16 protein-coding genes are annotated in these 15,247 nt (G+C 69.3%); 7 read left to right on the plus strand and 9 right to left on the minus strand.

Annotation, left to right across the window (positions count from 1 at the left end; all coding sequences use genetic code 11):
• Positions 1–319 precede the first annotated feature (319 nt).
• Positions 320–1,255, plus strand: a complete 936-nt coding sequence (sigJ, locus tag ACFWMR_RS38425) for an RNA polymerase sigma factor SigJ (protein ID WP_378275578.1) — start codon at positions 320–322, stop codon at positions 1,253–1,255.
• Here sigJ and ACFWMR_RS38430 read toward each other — a convergent pair.
• Together ACFWMR_RS38430 and ACFWMR_RS38435 are read right to left on the minus strand one after the other, a co-directional pair.
• A complete protein-coding gene (locus ACFWMR_RS38430) occupies positions 1,252–1,686 on the minus strand; it encodes an ester cyclase (protein ID WP_378381953.1) in 435 nt (144 codons plus the stop codon). The two genes, sigJ and ACFWMR_RS38430, sit on opposite strands and share 4 nt — an antisense overlap.
• Positions 1,687–1,762: 76 nt before the next feature.
• Positions 1,763–2,233, minus strand: coding sequence for a carboxymuconolactone decarboxylase family protein (locus ACFWMR_RS38435; protein WP_378381954.1), 471 nt, complete (start codon positions 2,231–2,233; stop codon positions 1,763–1,765).
• Between the two features lie 272 nt (positions 2,234–2,505).
• Between ACFWMR_RS38435 and ACFWMR_RS38440 the strand changes: the two genes are divergently transcribed.
• Positions 2,506–3,351, plus strand: a complete 846-nt coding sequence (locus ACFWMR_RS38440; protein WP_378381955.1) for a class I SAM-dependent methyltransferase — start codon at positions 2,506–2,508, stop codon at positions 3,349–3,351.
• 192 nt (positions 3,352–3,543) lie between these two features.
• On the opposite strand, the gene ACFWMR_RS38445 is transcribed toward ACFWMR_RS38440, so the two are convergent.
• From ACFWMR_RS38445 to ACFWMR_RS38460, 4 genes are read right to left on the minus strand one after another with little or no spacing between them, the layout of a single operon-like run.
• Positions 3,544–4,887: an MFS transporter gene (locus ACFWMR_RS38445; RefSeq protein ID WP_378381956.1), complete on the minus strand. Its 1,344-nt coding sequence runs from the start codon at positions 4,885–4,887 to the stop codon at positions 3,544–3,546.
• 5 nt (positions 4,888–4,892) lie between these two features.
• Positions 4,893–6,041: a galactonate dehydratase gene (gene dgoD / locus ACFWMR_RS38450; protein ID WP_378381957.1), complete on the minus strand. Its 1,149-nt coding sequence runs from the start codon at positions 6,039–6,041 to the stop codon at positions 4,893–4,895.
• Positions 6,042–6,049: 8 nt separating this feature from the next.
• The gene (locus ACFWMR_RS38455) at positions 6,050–6,646 is read right to left on the minus strand and encodes a 2-dehydro-3-deoxy-6-phosphogalactonate aldolase (RefSeq protein WP_378381958.1); all 597 of its coding nucleotides are present in this window, start codon (positions 6,644–6,646) and stop codon (positions 6,050–6,052) included.
• The gene (locus ACFWMR_RS38460) at positions 6,643–7,602 is read right to left on the minus strand and encodes a 2-dehydro-3-deoxygalactonokinase (RefSeq protein ID WP_378381959.1); all 960 of its coding nucleotides are present in this window, start codon (positions 7,600–7,602) and stop codon (positions 6,643–6,645) included. The genes ACFWMR_RS38455 and ACFWMR_RS38460 overlap by 4 nt, the downstream gene beginning before the upstream one ends.
• A 55-nt stretch (positions 7,603–7,657) precedes the next feature.
• Between ACFWMR_RS38460 and ACFWMR_RS38465 the strand changes: the two genes are divergently transcribed.
• Entirely contained in the window at positions 7,658–8,419 is a 762-nt protein-coding gene (locus tag ACFWMR_RS38465) for an IclR family transcriptional regulator (protein ID WP_093938286.1), read from the plus strand.
• A 48-nt stretch (positions 8,420–8,467) separates the two neighbouring features.
• On the opposite strand, the gene ACFWMR_RS38470 is transcribed toward ACFWMR_RS38465, so the two are convergent.
• Entirely contained in the window at positions 8,468–9,880 is a 1,413-nt protein-coding gene (locus tag ACFWMR_RS38470) for an MFS transporter (protein WP_378381960.1), read from the minus strand.
• Positions 9,881–10,052: 172 nt separating this feature from the next.
• Here ACFWMR_RS38470 and ACFWMR_RS38475 point away from each other — a divergent pair, with 172 nt between their 5' ends.
• From ACFWMR_RS38475 to ACFWMR_RS38485, 3 genes are all read left to right on the plus strand, one after another.
• Positions 10,053–10,322: a hypothetical protein gene (locus tag ACFWMR_RS38475; RefSeq protein ID WP_378381961.1), complete on the plus strand. Its 270-nt coding sequence runs from the start codon at positions 10,053–10,055 to the stop codon at positions 10,320–10,322.
• Positions 10,323–10,431: 109 nt separating this feature from the next.
• Positions 10,432–10,755 (plus strand): YciI family protein, encoded by a 324-nt coding sequence (locus ACFWMR_RS38480; protein ID WP_093938289.1) that lies wholly within the window; start codon positions 10,432–10,434, stop codon positions 10,753–10,755.
• Entirely contained in the window at positions 10,752–11,978 is a 1,227-nt protein-coding gene (locus tag ACFWMR_RS38485; RefSeq protein ID WP_378381962.1) for an RNA polymerase sigma factor, read from the plus strand. Before ACFWMR_RS38480 ends, ACFWMR_RS38485 begins: the two co-directional genes overlap by 4 nt.
• 10 nt (positions 11,979–11,988) lie before the next feature.
• Here ACFWMR_RS38485 and ACFWMR_RS38490 read toward each other — a convergent pair whose 3' ends face one another.
• Both ACFWMR_RS38490 and bioB read right to left on the minus strand, forming a co-directional pair.
• Entirely contained in the window at positions 11,989–13,134 is a 1,146-nt protein-coding gene (locus tag ACFWMR_RS38490) for an 8-amino-7-oxononanoate synthase (RefSeq protein WP_378381963.1), read from the minus strand.
• Entirely contained in the window at positions 13,131–14,183 is a 1,053-nt protein-coding gene (gene bioB / locus ACFWMR_RS38495; protein ID WP_378381964.1) for a biotin synthase BioB, read from the minus strand. Before bioB ends, ACFWMR_RS38490 begins: the two co-directional genes overlap by 4 nt.
• A 69-nt stretch (positions 14,184–14,252) precedes the next feature.
• On the opposite strand from bioB, the gene ACFWMR_RS38500 reads away from it, so the two are divergent.
• Positions 14,253–14,789 carry a TetR family transcriptional regulator gene (locus tag ACFWMR_RS38500; protein WP_378381965.1) on the plus strand — a complete coding sequence of 179 codons (537 nt, stop codon included), beginning with the start codon at positions 14,253–14,255 and terminating at the stop codon, positions 14,787–14,789.
• The last annotated feature ends 458 nt before the right edge of the window (positions 14,790–15,247 follow it).

Here is a 15,247-nt window from a genome sequence, read left to right on the forward strand (position 1 = left end):
GTGGAGGATTCGGGACGTCCACCGTCCCGAATCCTCCACCGTCGACCCCGCACCTGTCGCCACCGCGACGACGGCGGCGAGCGCGAGCGGGCGCCAGGAGAAACAGCGGCGGCCGGTGGAGGTCGAGTGGTTCGCCGTATCGAGGCTCTTGTCGTATCGGCCCCGCCCGATGCGGTGCGATGGGACAAGAAGCGCGGCGGCTGCCTCTGCCCTTCTCGAGGTTTCCCCGAGCCACCTGATGAGATGGGAGGTGACCTCACATCCGGTGGCGCTCTCTCGTCGTATCCGGGAAGACGCACGCGACCGGGAGGCGGAAGCCATGAACGATCCATCCGAGCAGGCCCACGATCCGCTCGATCCGGGCTTGAAGGCGATCGTGAGTGAGCGGCGTCAGCTGATCGGGCTCGCGTATCGCCTGGTCGGTTCGCTTTCCGAGGCCGAGGACGTGGTGCAGGAGACCTACACTCGCTGGTACGCCCTGTCCCCGGCCCAGCGGGCGGCGATCGACTCTCCCGGCGCTTGGCTGACGACGGTCGCCGGCCGTATCTGCCTGGACCTTCTCGGCTCGGCTCGCGCGAGGCGGGAACGCTACGTCGGCGAATGGCTCCCCGAACCGCTGCCGGGCCAGGTCGCGTGGACGTCCGGACGGCCGCCCGCCGCCGACCCGGCCGACCGGGTCACCCTCGACGAGTCGATCAACATGGCCTTCCTCGTCGTGCTCGAATCGCTGACCCCGGCCGAGCGAGTCGCGTTCGTCCTGCACGACGTCTTCCGCTATCCCTTCGCCGAGGTGGCGGAGATCGTCGGCCGCTCCCCGGCGGCCTGCCGCCAGCTGGCCTCCTCCGCGCGCCGCCGCATCAGCGCGACGCGGGTGTCCCCCGCCCCGATCGCCCGGCAGGCCGGCCTCGTCAAGGAATTCAAGAAAGCCTGGGAAGCGAAGGACATCGAAGCGCTCATCGGTCTGCTCGATCCCGACGTCAAGGCCGTCGGCGACGGCGGAGGACTCGTCAGCGCCGCGCTTCATCCCTTCGAGGGCCGCGAACAGGTCGCGTCCTATCTCGTGGAGCTGGCGCACAAGGCGTCCGGTCTCGAACTTCTGGAGCGGACCGTCAACGGCCGGCCCGGCCTCGTACTCCGGCAGGCCGGGCTGACCGTCGCGGTATTCGCGTTCCACGTCGCCGAAGACCGCATCCGGCACATCTGGGGCGTGCGGAACCCGGAGAAACTCCGGCCCTGGACGGACGTGACCCGCTAAGCCGCGAGGGCTCCGAGTTGCCGCAACTGGGTGAAGACGTCGACGACACCCCAGATCTCGGCGATCCGCCCTCCGGCGAACCGGAAAATGAAGATCTCGCGGTAGGAAACGGTCTTCCCCGTCGCCGGGAGCCCCCTGAACTCTCCCTGGTGGGTACCGGTGACGGTGTTCCGGCAGACGACTTTGTCGCCGTCCGCGAGCACGTCTTCGGCTTCGACCCGAAGGTCAGGAAACGCGCGAAGCAGCACCGTCCACACTTGTTTCAGTGCCCGTGCCCCGGTCGCGTCCATCGGAACCGGCGTGTGGAACACCAGATCCGGGTCGACGACCTCGTCGATCGTCCTCTCGACGAGCCGGAGACTGCCGGTGTTGGTCGCGTCGTGAAAACGGCTGAACGCCGCCAGGTTGCGTTCTTTTTCGGTGGTGGTCATGGCTTTCTCCCGAAGTTGTCGGAGCGGGGGGCCGGGCCCCGCGTCAGTCGACACGGAGCCCGGCCCGTCGGCTTGGTCAGGCGAACTGCCCGGCCTGGTAGTCGCCCGCCGGGTTCCGGACGATGGCGTTCACCCGGTTGAAGGCGTTGATCAGCGAGATCACCGCCACCAGCGCGGCGAGCTGGTCCTCGTCGAAATGCCGGGCGGCGTTCGCCCACGCCTCGTCGGTGACCTCGCCGCCGTCGGCCATCCGGCAGGCCTGCTCGGTCAGCTCCAGCGCGGCACGCTCGGCCTCGGTGAAGACCGTCGCCTCCCGCCACGCCGCGACCAGGTTGATCCGCACGGCCGATTCGCCCGCGGCGGCGGCTTCCTTGGTGTGGATGTCCAGGCACACCGCGCACCCGTTGATCTGGCTCGCGCGCATCCGCACCAGTTCCTGGACAATGACCGGCAAAGACGAGCCCGCCAGCGCCCTCCCGGCCGAGATGATGGTCTTCATGAACTTTCCGCCGACCGGGTTTCCGAAGTAGTCGAGCCGGGCGTCCATCGCGATCTCCTTGTCGTTGTAGGTGTTTCTGCCCTACCGACGAAGCAGCTCCGCGGAATGTGAGCCCGGCCCGCAGTTACTGCCCAACAGAAAGCGTTCCAAGACAGGTATTCGCGAAATCACTCACCCGCGAGAACCCGTAAGATGGTTGTGTGGCACGGGATTCGACTCGGCCCGCCAGCCCGATGCGCCAGAGAAGTGTGACGAACCACCGCACCGCGCGGAACTTCGGTCCGCATCCGCGTCAACGTCCCTTCAGCGAAAGGCTTTCCATGTCAGAAGGACTCGGCTCCACCGGCACGATGAAAAGACCTTGGGAGGTCGCCGTCAGCCACGGCAAACGCCTCGCCGTCACCGCGGAAGACCTCCTGCAACGTGCCTTGGCGACCATGGGCCTCCGGCAACCCGACTCGACGATCGCCGCCGACGCACAGGACTACTGGCTGCGGCCGAGCGGATCCCGGTGGGCCGCCGACTCGCATTGGCGCGACTCCCCCGCTTTCCGCGACACCGACCTGTGGGACCGGATCGGTGCGGACCACCTCGCCCTGTTCGAGGACGGGGCACGGCTGGCGGGGTTCTCCCGGGCCTGGGACCGGGTGATCGAGTGGGGCTGCGGTGGCGGCGCCAACGCGGTGCGTTTCGCACCGCGTGCCAAAGAGTTCATCGGCGTCGACATCTCCCGTGACTCGCTCGAAGAATGCGACCGGCAGATCGCGAGCGTCTGCGACACGGCATTTCTGCCGGTGGCCATCGAGGTCACCACCCCGGAGTCCGCGCTCGGGGACATCGACGGCGTCTGCGATGTGTTCCTGTCCTTCTACGTTTTCGAACTGATCCCCTCACCGGAATACGGCGAACGCCTGCTGCGCATCGCCCACGACCTCCTCGCCCCCGGCGGCCTCGCCCTGATCCAGATCAAATACGCCACCGGCGACTGGCGCACCAAACCCCGGCGACGCTCGTACCGGCGCGGCCTGGCGAGCATGACGACCTATCCGATCCACGGCTTCTGGGAGCTCGCCGAGCGCTGCGGCCTCACTCCGCGCGCGGTCCGGCTGGTGCCGCGGAACGACCTCGACGAACGCTACGCGTATTTCTTCCTCTCCAAGGACTGAACTGGGGTCGTCGACGCGTTCGCCCGGGTTTCGCGGCCGGGCCAAAGGCGTGACTCGCGTGATCAGACGGCGAGCTCGTTGGTGCGCCGTCTGATCACGCGAGATCCGGCCCTGATCACGCGAGATCCGGCCCTGATCACGCGAGATCCGGCCCTGATCACGCGAGATCCGGCTCTGATCACGCGAGATCGCCTATCCCGCCCGCCCTGCCGGCTTCGCCTTGCCACTCACGGCCTCGCCGGACCGCTCGGCGACGCGTTCGACCTTGCCGACGAGGAAGACGTAGGAAAGGATCCCGGCGACCGTGATCACGGTCATGTAGGCGAAGCCGGGCGCGAAGCTGTCGTCGGTGACGATCAGGCCGATGACGATCGGGGTGGCGATCGACGACAGGTTCCCGATGAAGTTGAACATCCCGCCGGTCAGCCCGAGCAGGCGTCGCGGCGCCAGCGCGGACACCAGCGACCAGGTGATCGACGCGAGACCGTTCCCGAAGAAGGCCACCGACAGGATCACGATGACCAACGCCGTCGAGTCGGTGAACCCGGCCCCCACCATCACCGTGCTCAGCAACAGCCCGGCGATGATCGGGCCCTTGCGGGCCGCGCCGAGCGAAACGCCGCGCCGGACCAGGAAGTCCGACAGGACACCGGAAGCCAGGACACCGACCAGCGCGGCGATGAACGGCAGCGACGCCAGGAAGCCGGACTTGATGTAGTCCATTTCCCGGTACTCGACGAGATACGTCGGGAACCAGGTGAGGAAGAACCAGAGCGTCGAAGTCAGGCAGAACTGGCCGAAGTAGATGCCCCACAGCTTCCGGCTGCCCAGCACGGTCGCCAGGTCCGCCTTGGTGATCCGCGCCCGCTCCTGCCGCTCACGTGCCAGGTCGACCAGGCCGCCGCCGGAGCGGATCAGCTCCACTTCGGCCTCGTTGGCGCGTGACTCGCGCGGCTCGCGATACTTCGCGTACCAGAGCACCGCCCAGAGGATGCCGACGAGACCGGTCGCGATGAACACCCAGTGCCACGAAAGCATCGCCTGCAACCAGGAAAGCACGGGCGTCAGCAGGGCGAGTCCGATGAACTGGCCCGAGGTGTAGAAGCCGATCGCGGTGGCGCGTTCGCGTTCCGGGAACCAGACGGTCGCGATCTTGCTGTTGATCGGATAGGCGGGTGCCTCGAAGACGCCGACCATCAGCCGCAGCGCGATCAGCGCCACGAATCCGCCGATCACGCCCATGAAGAACGTCGCGAGTGACCACAGGATCAGGCAGGCCGGGTAAAGCAGCCGCGGCGGGATCTTGTCGACGAGCCAGCCGCCGGGCAGCTGCAACGCGGCGTAGGTCCAGCCGAAGGCCGACAGGAGCAAGCCCTGTTCCGCTTTGGACAGATCGAGTTCGCCGGCGATCGCGGGCATCGCGATCGACAGGTTCGAGCGGTCCAGGTAGTTGATGACGACGGTGATGAACAGCATCACCGCGATGAGCACCCGGAACCTGGTGGGGCGCACGGTGGTCTGGACGGCAGTGGTCATGGCGCTCACCACTCGGCGAACGAGCCGTCGGTGTGCCGCCACACCGGATTCCGCCAGCGATGTCCCTCCGCCGCGCGTTCGGCGACGTACTCTTCGTCGATCTCGATGCCGAGACCCGGCCCGCCGGGGATGGCGACCTGTCCGTCTTCGTAGGCGAACACCGCCGGATCCGTCACGTAGTCGAGCAGGTCGTTGCTCGTGTTGTAGTGGATGCCGAGACTCTGTTCCTGGATCGTCGCGTTGTAGCAGCCCGCGTCGATCTGCAGACAGGCCGCCAGCGCGATCGGGCCGAGCGGGCAGTGCAGGGCGAGGCCGACGTCGTAGGCCTCGGCCATGTGCGCGATCTTGCGCGCTTCGGTGATGCCGCCGCAGTGCGACGGGTCCGGCTGGATGATGTCGACGGCGCCCGAGGCCAGCACCGCCTTGAAGTCCCACCGTGAGAACAGCCGCTCGCCGAGCGCGATCGGGATCGGAGAGTTGCGCAGGACTTCCGCGAAACCGTCGACGTGTTCGGACAGCACCGGTTCTTCGACGAACATCAGCCGGTACGGCTCCAGTTCGCGCAGCAGGACCTTCGCCATCGGCTTGTGCACGCGGCCGTGGAAGTCCACCCCGATGCCGACGTCCGTGCCCACCGCCTGGCGGACGGCGTCCACATTGGCCACACATCGATCGACCTTGTCCCAGGTGTCCAGATAGGACAATTCCTCGGTCCCGTTCATCTTCACCGCGCTGAACCCGCGGTCCACCACCTCGCGCGCGGCGCGGGCGGTCTCGGCGGGACGGTCGCCGCCGATCCACGAGTACACCTTGATCCGGTCACGCACCCGGCCGCCGAGCAGCTCGTGGACCGGCACGCCGAGCGCCTTGCCCTTGATGTCCCACAGGGCCTGGTCGATACCGGCCAGCGCGCTCATGTGGATTCCGCCGCCGCGGTAGAACCCGCCCCGGTAGAGGACCGTCCACAGATCCTCGATCTGCGCGGGATCCTTGCCGATCAGGTAGTCGGAAAGCTCGTCCACGGTGGCGGCCACCGAGGCGGCCCGGCCCTCCAGGACCGGCTCGCCCCAGCCGGTGACGCCCGCGTCGGTTTCGATCTTCAGGAACGACCAGCGAGGCGGCACCTGATATGTCGTCATTGACGTGATCTTCATGGTTTTTCCTATTCCTGTCGCCAGATCTCGGAAAGCGCGCGAGCCCGGACGGCGACCGCGTCCGCGCTGTCACCCGGCCGGTAGAGACACGAACCCAGTCCCGCTCCGGCCGCCCCGGCGGCGGCCCAGGCCGCCAGGTTCGATTCGTCGACCCCGCCGACCGGCAGCAGTTCGACCTCGCGCGGCAGCACCGCGCGCCACGCCTTCATTCCCCGGATCCCGACGGCGTCGGCGGGGAACAGCTTGAGGTGCCGTGCCCCCGCGGCGAGCGCGGCGAACGCTTCGGTGGGTGTGGCCACGCCCGGATACGGCGTCATTCCCTCGGCCACGGCGGCGGAGATGACCGCGGGGTCGCTGTTGGGCGCCACGATCACGCGTGCCCCGGCTTCGCGCGCCCTCCCGACGTCTTCGGTGGTGAGCACGGTGCCCGCGCCGATCTCGCACCACTCCCCGAACGCGTCGGCGAGCAGACGGACGCTCTCGAACGGCTCCGGCGAGTTCAGCGGCACTTCGATGGCGGGGAAGCCAGCGTCGACGAGCGCCCGTCCGACACCGACGACCTCGGCCGGGGTCACTCCACGCAGGATCGCGATCAATCCGGTCACGGCTTCAGTGTCCTTTCGAGACGGTCTTCGAGCAGTCCGGCCGCCGTCGCGATCCGCCACAGGCCCCGTGCTGCGATCTCTTCGGAAAGCACGGTGGCCCCCACGCCACTTTCGGCCAGGGCTTGGGCGTAGCGGCGGCAGAGTTCGCCGTCGCCGCACAGCACCAGCGGGGAATCCGGTTCGCGCAACAGCTGCGAAACCTCGTCGGCGATGAGCACGCCCGAGAGGTAGTCAGGCAGCGATGCGGGTTCGAGGACGCCGTCGAGTACGAGCGGCCGGGCGCCGAACGCCTCGGTGGCGAGCCCTCGCGAACGCCGTCCCGCGGCCAAACCTCGTGAGAAGGCCGCGTCGTCGCGGACCGCGCGGCCGGCCGTGCGGGCAAGGATGCCGTGCGTGATCAGCAATCCGTAAAGCTCGCCGGTCATCGCGGTGGCGAAATCCGTCACGATCCCGTCCTCGACGCGGACCCACTTGCTGTGCGTCCCGGGAAGCACCACCGTGACCGGTCCGCCGGGGTCGCCGAGCGCTTCGAGAACGCCGATCAGCTGGGTCTCCTCGCCGCGGATCACGTCGCCGGGGCTCTCCCCGGACGGGATCCGCAGTCCGGGTACGACGTGGAGCACACCGTCGCGATGGGGTACGGGCACGAGCGAGGTGAAGTCGAGTCTCGCCGGGACGGTGCGATACCCGGCATCGACCCAGCCCTGCGCGCTCCCCACCATCCCGGACGCGATGGCCGGAAGAACGGGCCAGTCTCCACGGATCTCCCGGAAGGCCGATTCGTACGCGGCCGCTCTGTCGCCCGGATCGACACCTTCGGTGATCGCGAGCAGTCCGCGCGAGGTCCGGCGGGCGTCGAGGATCTCCCCTTCGGTGTCGAGCAGCCAGGCGCGCTGACCTGAGGTTCCCCAGTCGAGCGCGATGAGGCCGGGTTCGGTGTCCGTCACGAGCGACATCGTGCGGGCGCGTTCCCGATAATGCGATCGTCGTCCCTATATGTAGGATTGCGCCATGCCCGAGACAGCGCCGCCCGGCACCCAGACCCTCGCCCGCGGCCTCGCGGTGATCCGCGCGGTCGCGAGCGGCGCGACCGATCTCCGCTCCCTGGTCGAGCGCACCGGACTGGGTCGCAGCACCGCGCACCGGCTGGTCCAGCTACTGGTGAGCGAGGGGTATCTGCGCAGCGGACGGGACGGCTACACGCTCGGCCCCACGCTGATCGAACTGGGTTTCCAGGCGTTGCACGGCAGTCCGCTGCCGGTGGTCGCCCGGCCGGTGCTGGAGGAGCTGGCCGAGCAGCTGCGCGACACGGTGCACCTGGCCGTCCGCGACGGGGGCTCGGTGCTGTACCTGGACAAACTGCCGGGCTCGCGGGGCGCGGAGATGCGCTCCCGGATCGGGCACCGGATGCCGTTGACCCGCACCGGTGTCGGGATGGCGCTGCTGCTGGACTCCGCGCCGGAGTGGCGGGAGCTGTACCTGGCCGAGACGCCGGTGGAGCCGGGCCGGGTGCACCCGGAGGACCTCGACGCGTTCCTGGGGCGCATGCGCGAATACGCGGAGGCCGGGGTGGCGATGGACCTGGAGGACAACGAACCGGGGATCCGCTGTGTCGCGGCCCCGATCCGGGACGCCACCGGCGCGATCGCCGGGGCCATCAGTGTTTCGGCGACCCGGCCGTACATGCCCGCCGCCCGGATGCGCGGTCTGAACCGCGTCGTCGGCCGTGCGGCGCAACAGGTTTCGGCGGGCCTCGGCTACCGCGAACACTGAAACGCCGCGTGGAGGGCGGTCTCGCCCTCCACGCGGTCGTACAGCCGGTCATCGCGACATGGCCGGCTCGGCCTTCGGGACACGCAGGGTGGCCATGGCCAGGAAGCCACCGGCGATCGCGATCCCCGCGGCCCCGAGGAACGCGGCCGAATACCCGCCGGTCAACGCGACCGGGTCGCCGATCCGTCCCGCGCCGGACGAGACCCCGACAGCGGTCATCGCGGCGAGCCCGAGGGCGGAACCGATCTGGTACGAGGTGTTCACGATCCCCGACGCGAGCCCGCCTTCCTCCGGTTTCGCGCTCGAGATCGCGGTGCCGAGCGACGGGATGAACGCGAGCGCCTGACCGAGCGCGGCGACCAGCGAAGCGGGCAGGACGTCGACGAGGAAGTTGCCGGTCGGGCTGACGAACGACAGCCACACCAGCCCCGCGGCGAGCGCCCACAGGCCGCCGATGATCATCTTCTTCGGACCGAACCGGCCGATCAGGCGCGGCGCGACGGCGACCATCAGCACGACGATCAGCACGGTCATCGGCAGCAGCGCCGCCCCGCTCGCGAAGGCCCCGTAACCCAGGACCTGCTGCAGGTACAGGTTGAGGAAGTACCACATCGGGATCCACGCGGCGCCGAGCAGGAACTGGGCGAGGTTCGCGCCGCCGAGGTTCGGCGTCCGGAAGATCCCCAGCCGCACCAACGGGATCTCGCGCTTCCGCTGGATCGCCACGAACACCGCGAGCAACGCGGCACCGCCCACCAGCGCGGCCCAGGTGCCCGCCGAGCCCCAGCCCGCTTCCGGGGCGCGGACGACGCCGAACACGGTCAGGCCGAGACCCGCGGTCACCGCGACGGCGCCGGCGAGGTCGACCGAGCCACGCCGGACGGGCGCGGGCGGCATCAGCTTGCCGGTGGCGAGGACCGCGACGAGCGAGATCGGGACGTAGAGCCAGAAGATCCACGGCCACGACAGCCATTCGGTGATCACGCCGCCGAGGAACACCCCGGCGGTGCCACCGGCGGGAGCGGCCGCTCCGTAGAGCGCGAGCGCCTTGGTCAGCTCACGGGGACGCGCGCCGAACAGCATCATCAGCAGGGTCAGCGCGGACGGCGCGATCAACGCCGCGCCCGCGCCTTGCAGGACCCGGCCGAGCAGTTCGACCCACGCGGTGCCCGCGACCGCGGCGACCACGGAACCGCCGAGGGTGACCACCCATCCGGCGGTGAACATCTTCCGCGCGCCGAACAGATCCGAGAGACGTCCGCCGAGCAGCAGCAGCCCGGCGAGCGCGACGACGTAGGCGTTGAACACCCACGACAGGTCTCCCGGGGAGAACCCGAGATCGCGCTGCATCGCGGGCAGGGCGACGCCGATGATCGAGGTGTCCATGATGACCATGAACTGGGCCAGTGCGATGAGTCCCAGCGCCCACCACCGTCGTGGGTCCGGGGTTGTCTCCGCCATGACGACCGTCCTTTCAGGAGTTGATACCCCTAGGGGGTATCTGACGGAGATGAAGTTAGGCCGATGACCGCGCGAGCACAAGTACCCCTAGGGGGTATATCTGTCGCCCTCGTCACAGCCGCGCCATCAAAGGCGATGACAGCGCGAGAGGCCGTGATTACCCTCGCCTCTCGTGAACGAGCAAGGGCAGTACGCCAGGTATCAGGAAGATTCGAAGGTGCTGGCGGCGATCGGGGCGTGCCTTGACGCCCAGCTCGCCCCGATCACGGTGCGCCTGCCCAAGACCTTGGCGCGGGCCGCGGCGGCGGCTTTGCGGGACCAGGCCGGGGAGCTGGCCCTGATCGGCCTCGTGATCTCGGAACGCGGCCGCTGGGAGAGCGACGAAGTCGTCGTGGACCTCGATGTGGCCGCCGTCGGCGCGGCCGTGCGAGCGGCGCGGTGATCCGGGGTCCGGAAACTTCTCGGAAGAAATCCGGGAGCCGGTGTCGGATCGGCGGGGTGGCGTTCGTAGCAGAGGTGAAGTCCTTGACACCCCGGGAGATGATCCTCAGATGAAATACCTGGTTTCCGTGATCGACGACAAGAGCAATCCCGGCAGCACCGACCGGCAGCCCGCCATCAGCGAGTTCAACGAACGGCTGATGGCCGAGGGCCACTGGGTTTTCGCGGGCGGGCTCGCGGACACCGGCTCGGCCACGGTCATCGACAACCGGGGCGAACAACCGGTGTTCAGCGACGGGCCGTTCGTGGAATCGAAGGAGTACCTCGCCGGCGTGTGGGTCTGGGAGGCCCCCGATCTGGACGTGGCGCTCAAGCTCGCCACCGAGGCGTCGAAGGTCTGCGATCGGAAGATCGAGGTGCGGCCATTCCTGTGACCGGCGTGGAGGAGGCGATCACGCGGGCCCACCGCGACGAGTGGGCCCGCGTGGTCGCCACCCTGACCAGGCGTTTCGGCGATCTCGACATCGCCGAGGAAGCGGCGGCCGAAGCCTTCGCGACCGCCGTCGAGCGGTGGCCGTCCGACGGCGTGCCGCCCGGACCCGGCGCCTGGCTGACCACCACCGCCAACCGCAAGGCCATCGACCGGATCCGGCGGGAGAACAAGCGTGACGACAAGCAGAAGGAGGCTCGGATGGCGTACGACGACGACCCGCCCGAGCCGCTCGGCGTCATCGACGACGACCGGCTCCGGCTGATCTTCACCTGCTGCCACCCCGCGCTGGCGCTGGAGACCCGGGTGGCGTTGACCCTGCGCATGGTCGGCGGGCTGACCGTGCCCGAGATCGCCCGCGCCTTCCTGGTGGCCGAAAGTGCCATGGGGCAGCGGATCACCCGCGCGAAGGCCAAGATCAAGGCGGCTCGCATCCCTTATCGCGTGCCGTCCGCCGAGGATCTCCCGTCCCGCGTCTCCGGGGTGCTCGCCGCGCTGTTCCTCGTGTTCAACGAGGGCTACCTGGCCACCGGAGCCGACACCGACCCGCTGCGTCACGACCTGACCGCCGAAGCGATCCGGCTCACCCGCCTGATCCGCGCCCTCCTGCCGGAAGACGGCGAGGTGGCCGGGCTGCTGGCGCTGATGCTCCTCACCGAGGCCCGCCGCACCGCCCGGATCTCGGCGAACGGCGAACTGGTCGCCCTCGACGAGCAGGACCGAGGCGCCTGGGACGCGGATCTGATCGCCGAGGGGCATCGGCTGGTGCGCGAGCGCCTCGCCACCGGAGTGGCTCCGGGCCGCTACCAGATCCTCGCCGCGATCAACGCCGTGCACACCTCCGCCCGCGACATCCGCGACACCGACTGGGCACAGATCCTCGCGCTCTACGACCAGCTCGTCCGCGTCGATCCCTCGCCGATCGTCGCCCTCAACCGGGCCATCGCGGTCGCCGAACTCGACGGCCCGGAGGTGGCGCTGGCGGCGGTCGACCGCCTCGACGACAGGCTGGCCGGCTATCACCCGTTCCACGTCACCCGCGCCGATCTGCTGCGGCGGCTGGGCCGCAGCGCCGAGTCGCGAGCGGCCTACGACAAGGCGATCGCGCTGACGGGCAACACCGCCGAGACCGCCTACCTGACCCGCCGTCGCGACCAGCTGCGTTGACGCTCCGGGATCACCCGACACGGGCTTCCGCGCGGGACAAGCGTGCCGCCAGCCGCGCGGCCCGCTCGGCCTGTCCGGGATCGACACCCGCCCGGGCGACAAGCCTCAGCCGGGAGACGCCGTCGGGGACACTCGGCGGGCGGAAACAGCCGACCACGATGCCTTCGCCGAACAGCGTGTCGGCGGCGGCCACCGCCTGATCGGCCGAGTCCGCGGGAATCGACTGGACCGCGCCGGGCGCGTGCGGAACCCCCGCGGCGTCGGCGATCAGGGCCGCTATCCGGTGCAGTTCGCCGGCTCGGTGCGGCTCCGCCTCGATGATCCGGCAGGCCTCGGCGGCGCCCGCGGCCGAGGCAGGAGCGAGGCCGGTGTCGAAGATGAACGTGCGGGCGGTGTTGACCAGATGCTCACGCACCAGCGCCGGTCCGAGGACGGCGCCACCTTGGGTGCCGAGCGCCTTGGACAGGGTCGCCGTCACGACGACGTGGGGTGAATCGGCGAGACCGGCGGCGTGGACCGCGCCTCTTCCGCGGCCCGCCACCCCGATCCCGTGCGCCTCGTCCACGACCAGAAGGGCGTCGTAGGTGGCACAAAGCGCCGCGACGCGCGCCAGATCGGCGGCGTCCCCGAGCACGGAGTAGATCGACTCGACGACGACCACCGCCCGGGTCTGCTCACGATCCCGGAGCAGTGCTTCGAGCGCGACGACGTCGTTGTGCGGGCAGATCCGCACGGGTGACCGCGACAGCCGGGCACCGTCGATCAGCGACGCGTGCACGTGTTCGTCGGAAACGATCAGCGTGTCCGGCGAGCCCAAAGCGGTGAGCAGGCCGATGTTGGCCGCGTAGCCACTGGAAAACGCCAGGCAGGACGGCTGCCCGGTGAGGCGGGCCAGCTCCCGCTCCAGCTCGTCGTGACCCGCCGTCGTTCCGGTCACGACCCGCGACGCGCCCGCGCCGGCGCCGTAGGTCTCGATGGCCCGTGTCGCGGCCGCGCGGACACGGGGGTCGGCCCCGAGCCCGAGGTAGTCGTTCGAGGCCAGATCCACCAGCCCGCCCCGGAATCCCGGATTTCGCCGGGAGTCGGTCCGGCGCACCAGACCGGCCCGCCGCCGGTCCGCGTCGACGCCCGCCATCCACTCCAGCAGAGCGTTCATGCGTTGGGCGCGACGGCCGTACCGGCGCCACGCGCGCGGACCGGGACATCCGTCCGATGTGGACTCTCGTCGGCGCCGAGGACCTTGAACCCGGCATCCGCGATCATGTCGAGGTCGGCCTTCGCGGCCTGTCCCTCGCTGGTGAGATAGTCCCCGAGGAACAGCGAATTGGCCACCTGCAACGCGAGCGGCTGCAACGAGCGCAGATGCATTTCGCGGCCACCCGCCATCCGGATCTCCTTGTCCGGGCAGGCGAACCGTGCCAGAGCGAGGATCCGCAGCGAGCGCAACGGCGTCAGTTCCCAGGTGCCTTCCAGTGGTGTGCCTTCGAAGGGCATCAGGAAGTTGACGGGAATCGAGTCACTGTCCAGATCCCGCAGAGCGAAGATGGCGTCGATGAGCTCGTCGTCGCTCTCCCCCATGCCCACGATCAGCCCGGAGCAAGGGGAAAGCCCCGCGTCCTTGGCCTTCTCGACGGTGGCGACCCGGTCTTCGTAGTCGTGCGTCGAGCAGATCTCCGAGTACCGGGACTCGCTCGTGTTGAGGTTGTGGTTGTAGGCGTCGACACCGGCGTCGCGAAGTCGTTCGGCCTGGCCGTTCTTCAAGATTCCCAAGCAGGCACAGACTTCCACGCCGGAGTGGGCGGATTTGACGGCTTCGACGACACCCGCGACCCGGTCCACGTCGCGATCGCTCGGCCCGCGCCCGCTCGCGACCAGGCAGACCCGGGACGCGCCGCCCTCGATCCCCGCGGTCGCCTGTTTGACCGTCTCCTCGGCCGAAAGCCAGGAGTACTTGAGGATCTGCGCCGACGAGCCGAGCCGCTGCGAGCAGTACGTGCAGTCCTCCGGGCACAGCCCCGACTTGAGGTTCACCAGGTAGTTGACCTTGACCCGGTCCCCGAAGTACGCGCGCCGCAGCCGCCCGGCCGCGACGACCAGGCCGAACACCTCGTCGTCCGGCGTATTCAGGACCGCGCGGGCGTCTTCCCGATCGAGGACACCGCCTGCCAGCTGGCGCGAGGCCAGGTCATCCACTGTTTTGAACACCTTTCAAATCCTAGGCGGACCTCCCGGGGCCGCGCAAGGCCGGGCACGGCGGGCGGGCACAATGGGCTGGTGAAGGTGACGCGAGCGCAGATCGTCGACGGCGCGTACGAGCTGCTCCGCGAGCGAGGGCTGAGCAGCCTGTCCATGCGGCGGCTGGCCCTGGACCTCGGCGTGCAACCGGGCGCGCTGTACTACCACGTCGCCAACAAACAGGAACTGCTCGCCGTGGTCGCCGCGCGCGTCCTCGCCGACTTCCCGGCGTCACCCGCCGATCCCCGCGGCGCCGCGCAAGACCTGCGCACGGCACTACTGCGCGTCCGCGACGGCGCCGAGGTCGTGTCGTTCGTGCAGGCGTACCGGCCCGACGTCCTGGCTCCGACGCGGGCGTTGAACCGGCTGTTCGCCGAAAGGTTCGGTGCCCGCCAGGCCGAATGGGCCGCTCGCACGATCGTCCACTATGTACTCGGCTTCGTCGCGGAAGAACAGAACCGGGCCGAACTCGTCCGTGCCCGGATCGTCGACGACGAGCCCGCGCGGGAGCGGGAGTCGGGGGAAGCGTTCTTGTTCGGCGTGGACGCGATCCTCACCGGCCTCACGGGGTCTTGAGCCAGAGCGGACCGGTATTCACCTACCCACGCCTGACTGGGCGAGAGTGATAGTTCCGCGGCTGCCCGGTCTTGGACCTTGAACAACGGAGGATCGGGGACGTTGAGTGTCCCGGATCTTCCGTTGATCAAGGTCGTGCCGGGCGCGACCCGGTGGCAGTCGAGATGACGGGGGAAGATTCCGGACGTTCAACGGCCGGAATCTTCCCCCGTCGACCGCACCGGCCCCAGCACCGGCTTCACTCGACCGCCAATCACACCAGTGGGTAGGCAAACACGAGTCCGCCAGAACCCGAATCGCCACTCACGACCCGCGGGACCCGGTGCCATCCGGCGGCGAGACGCGTTGCGAAAGTGGCTTTCGCAACGCGTGTGTAGAGCAACAGGCGTCGGGAGCAGTGGCGGGACGGCCGTGCGCGGCGCACCCGCTCACTCGCCCGCGCCTCCTGACCCGGGCGT

This window comes from Amycolatopsis thailandensis, assembly GCF_042723255.1.
Lineage (GTDB): Bacteria > Actinomycetota > Actinomycetes > Mycobacteriales > Pseudonocardiaceae > Amycolatopsis > Amycolatopsis thailandensis.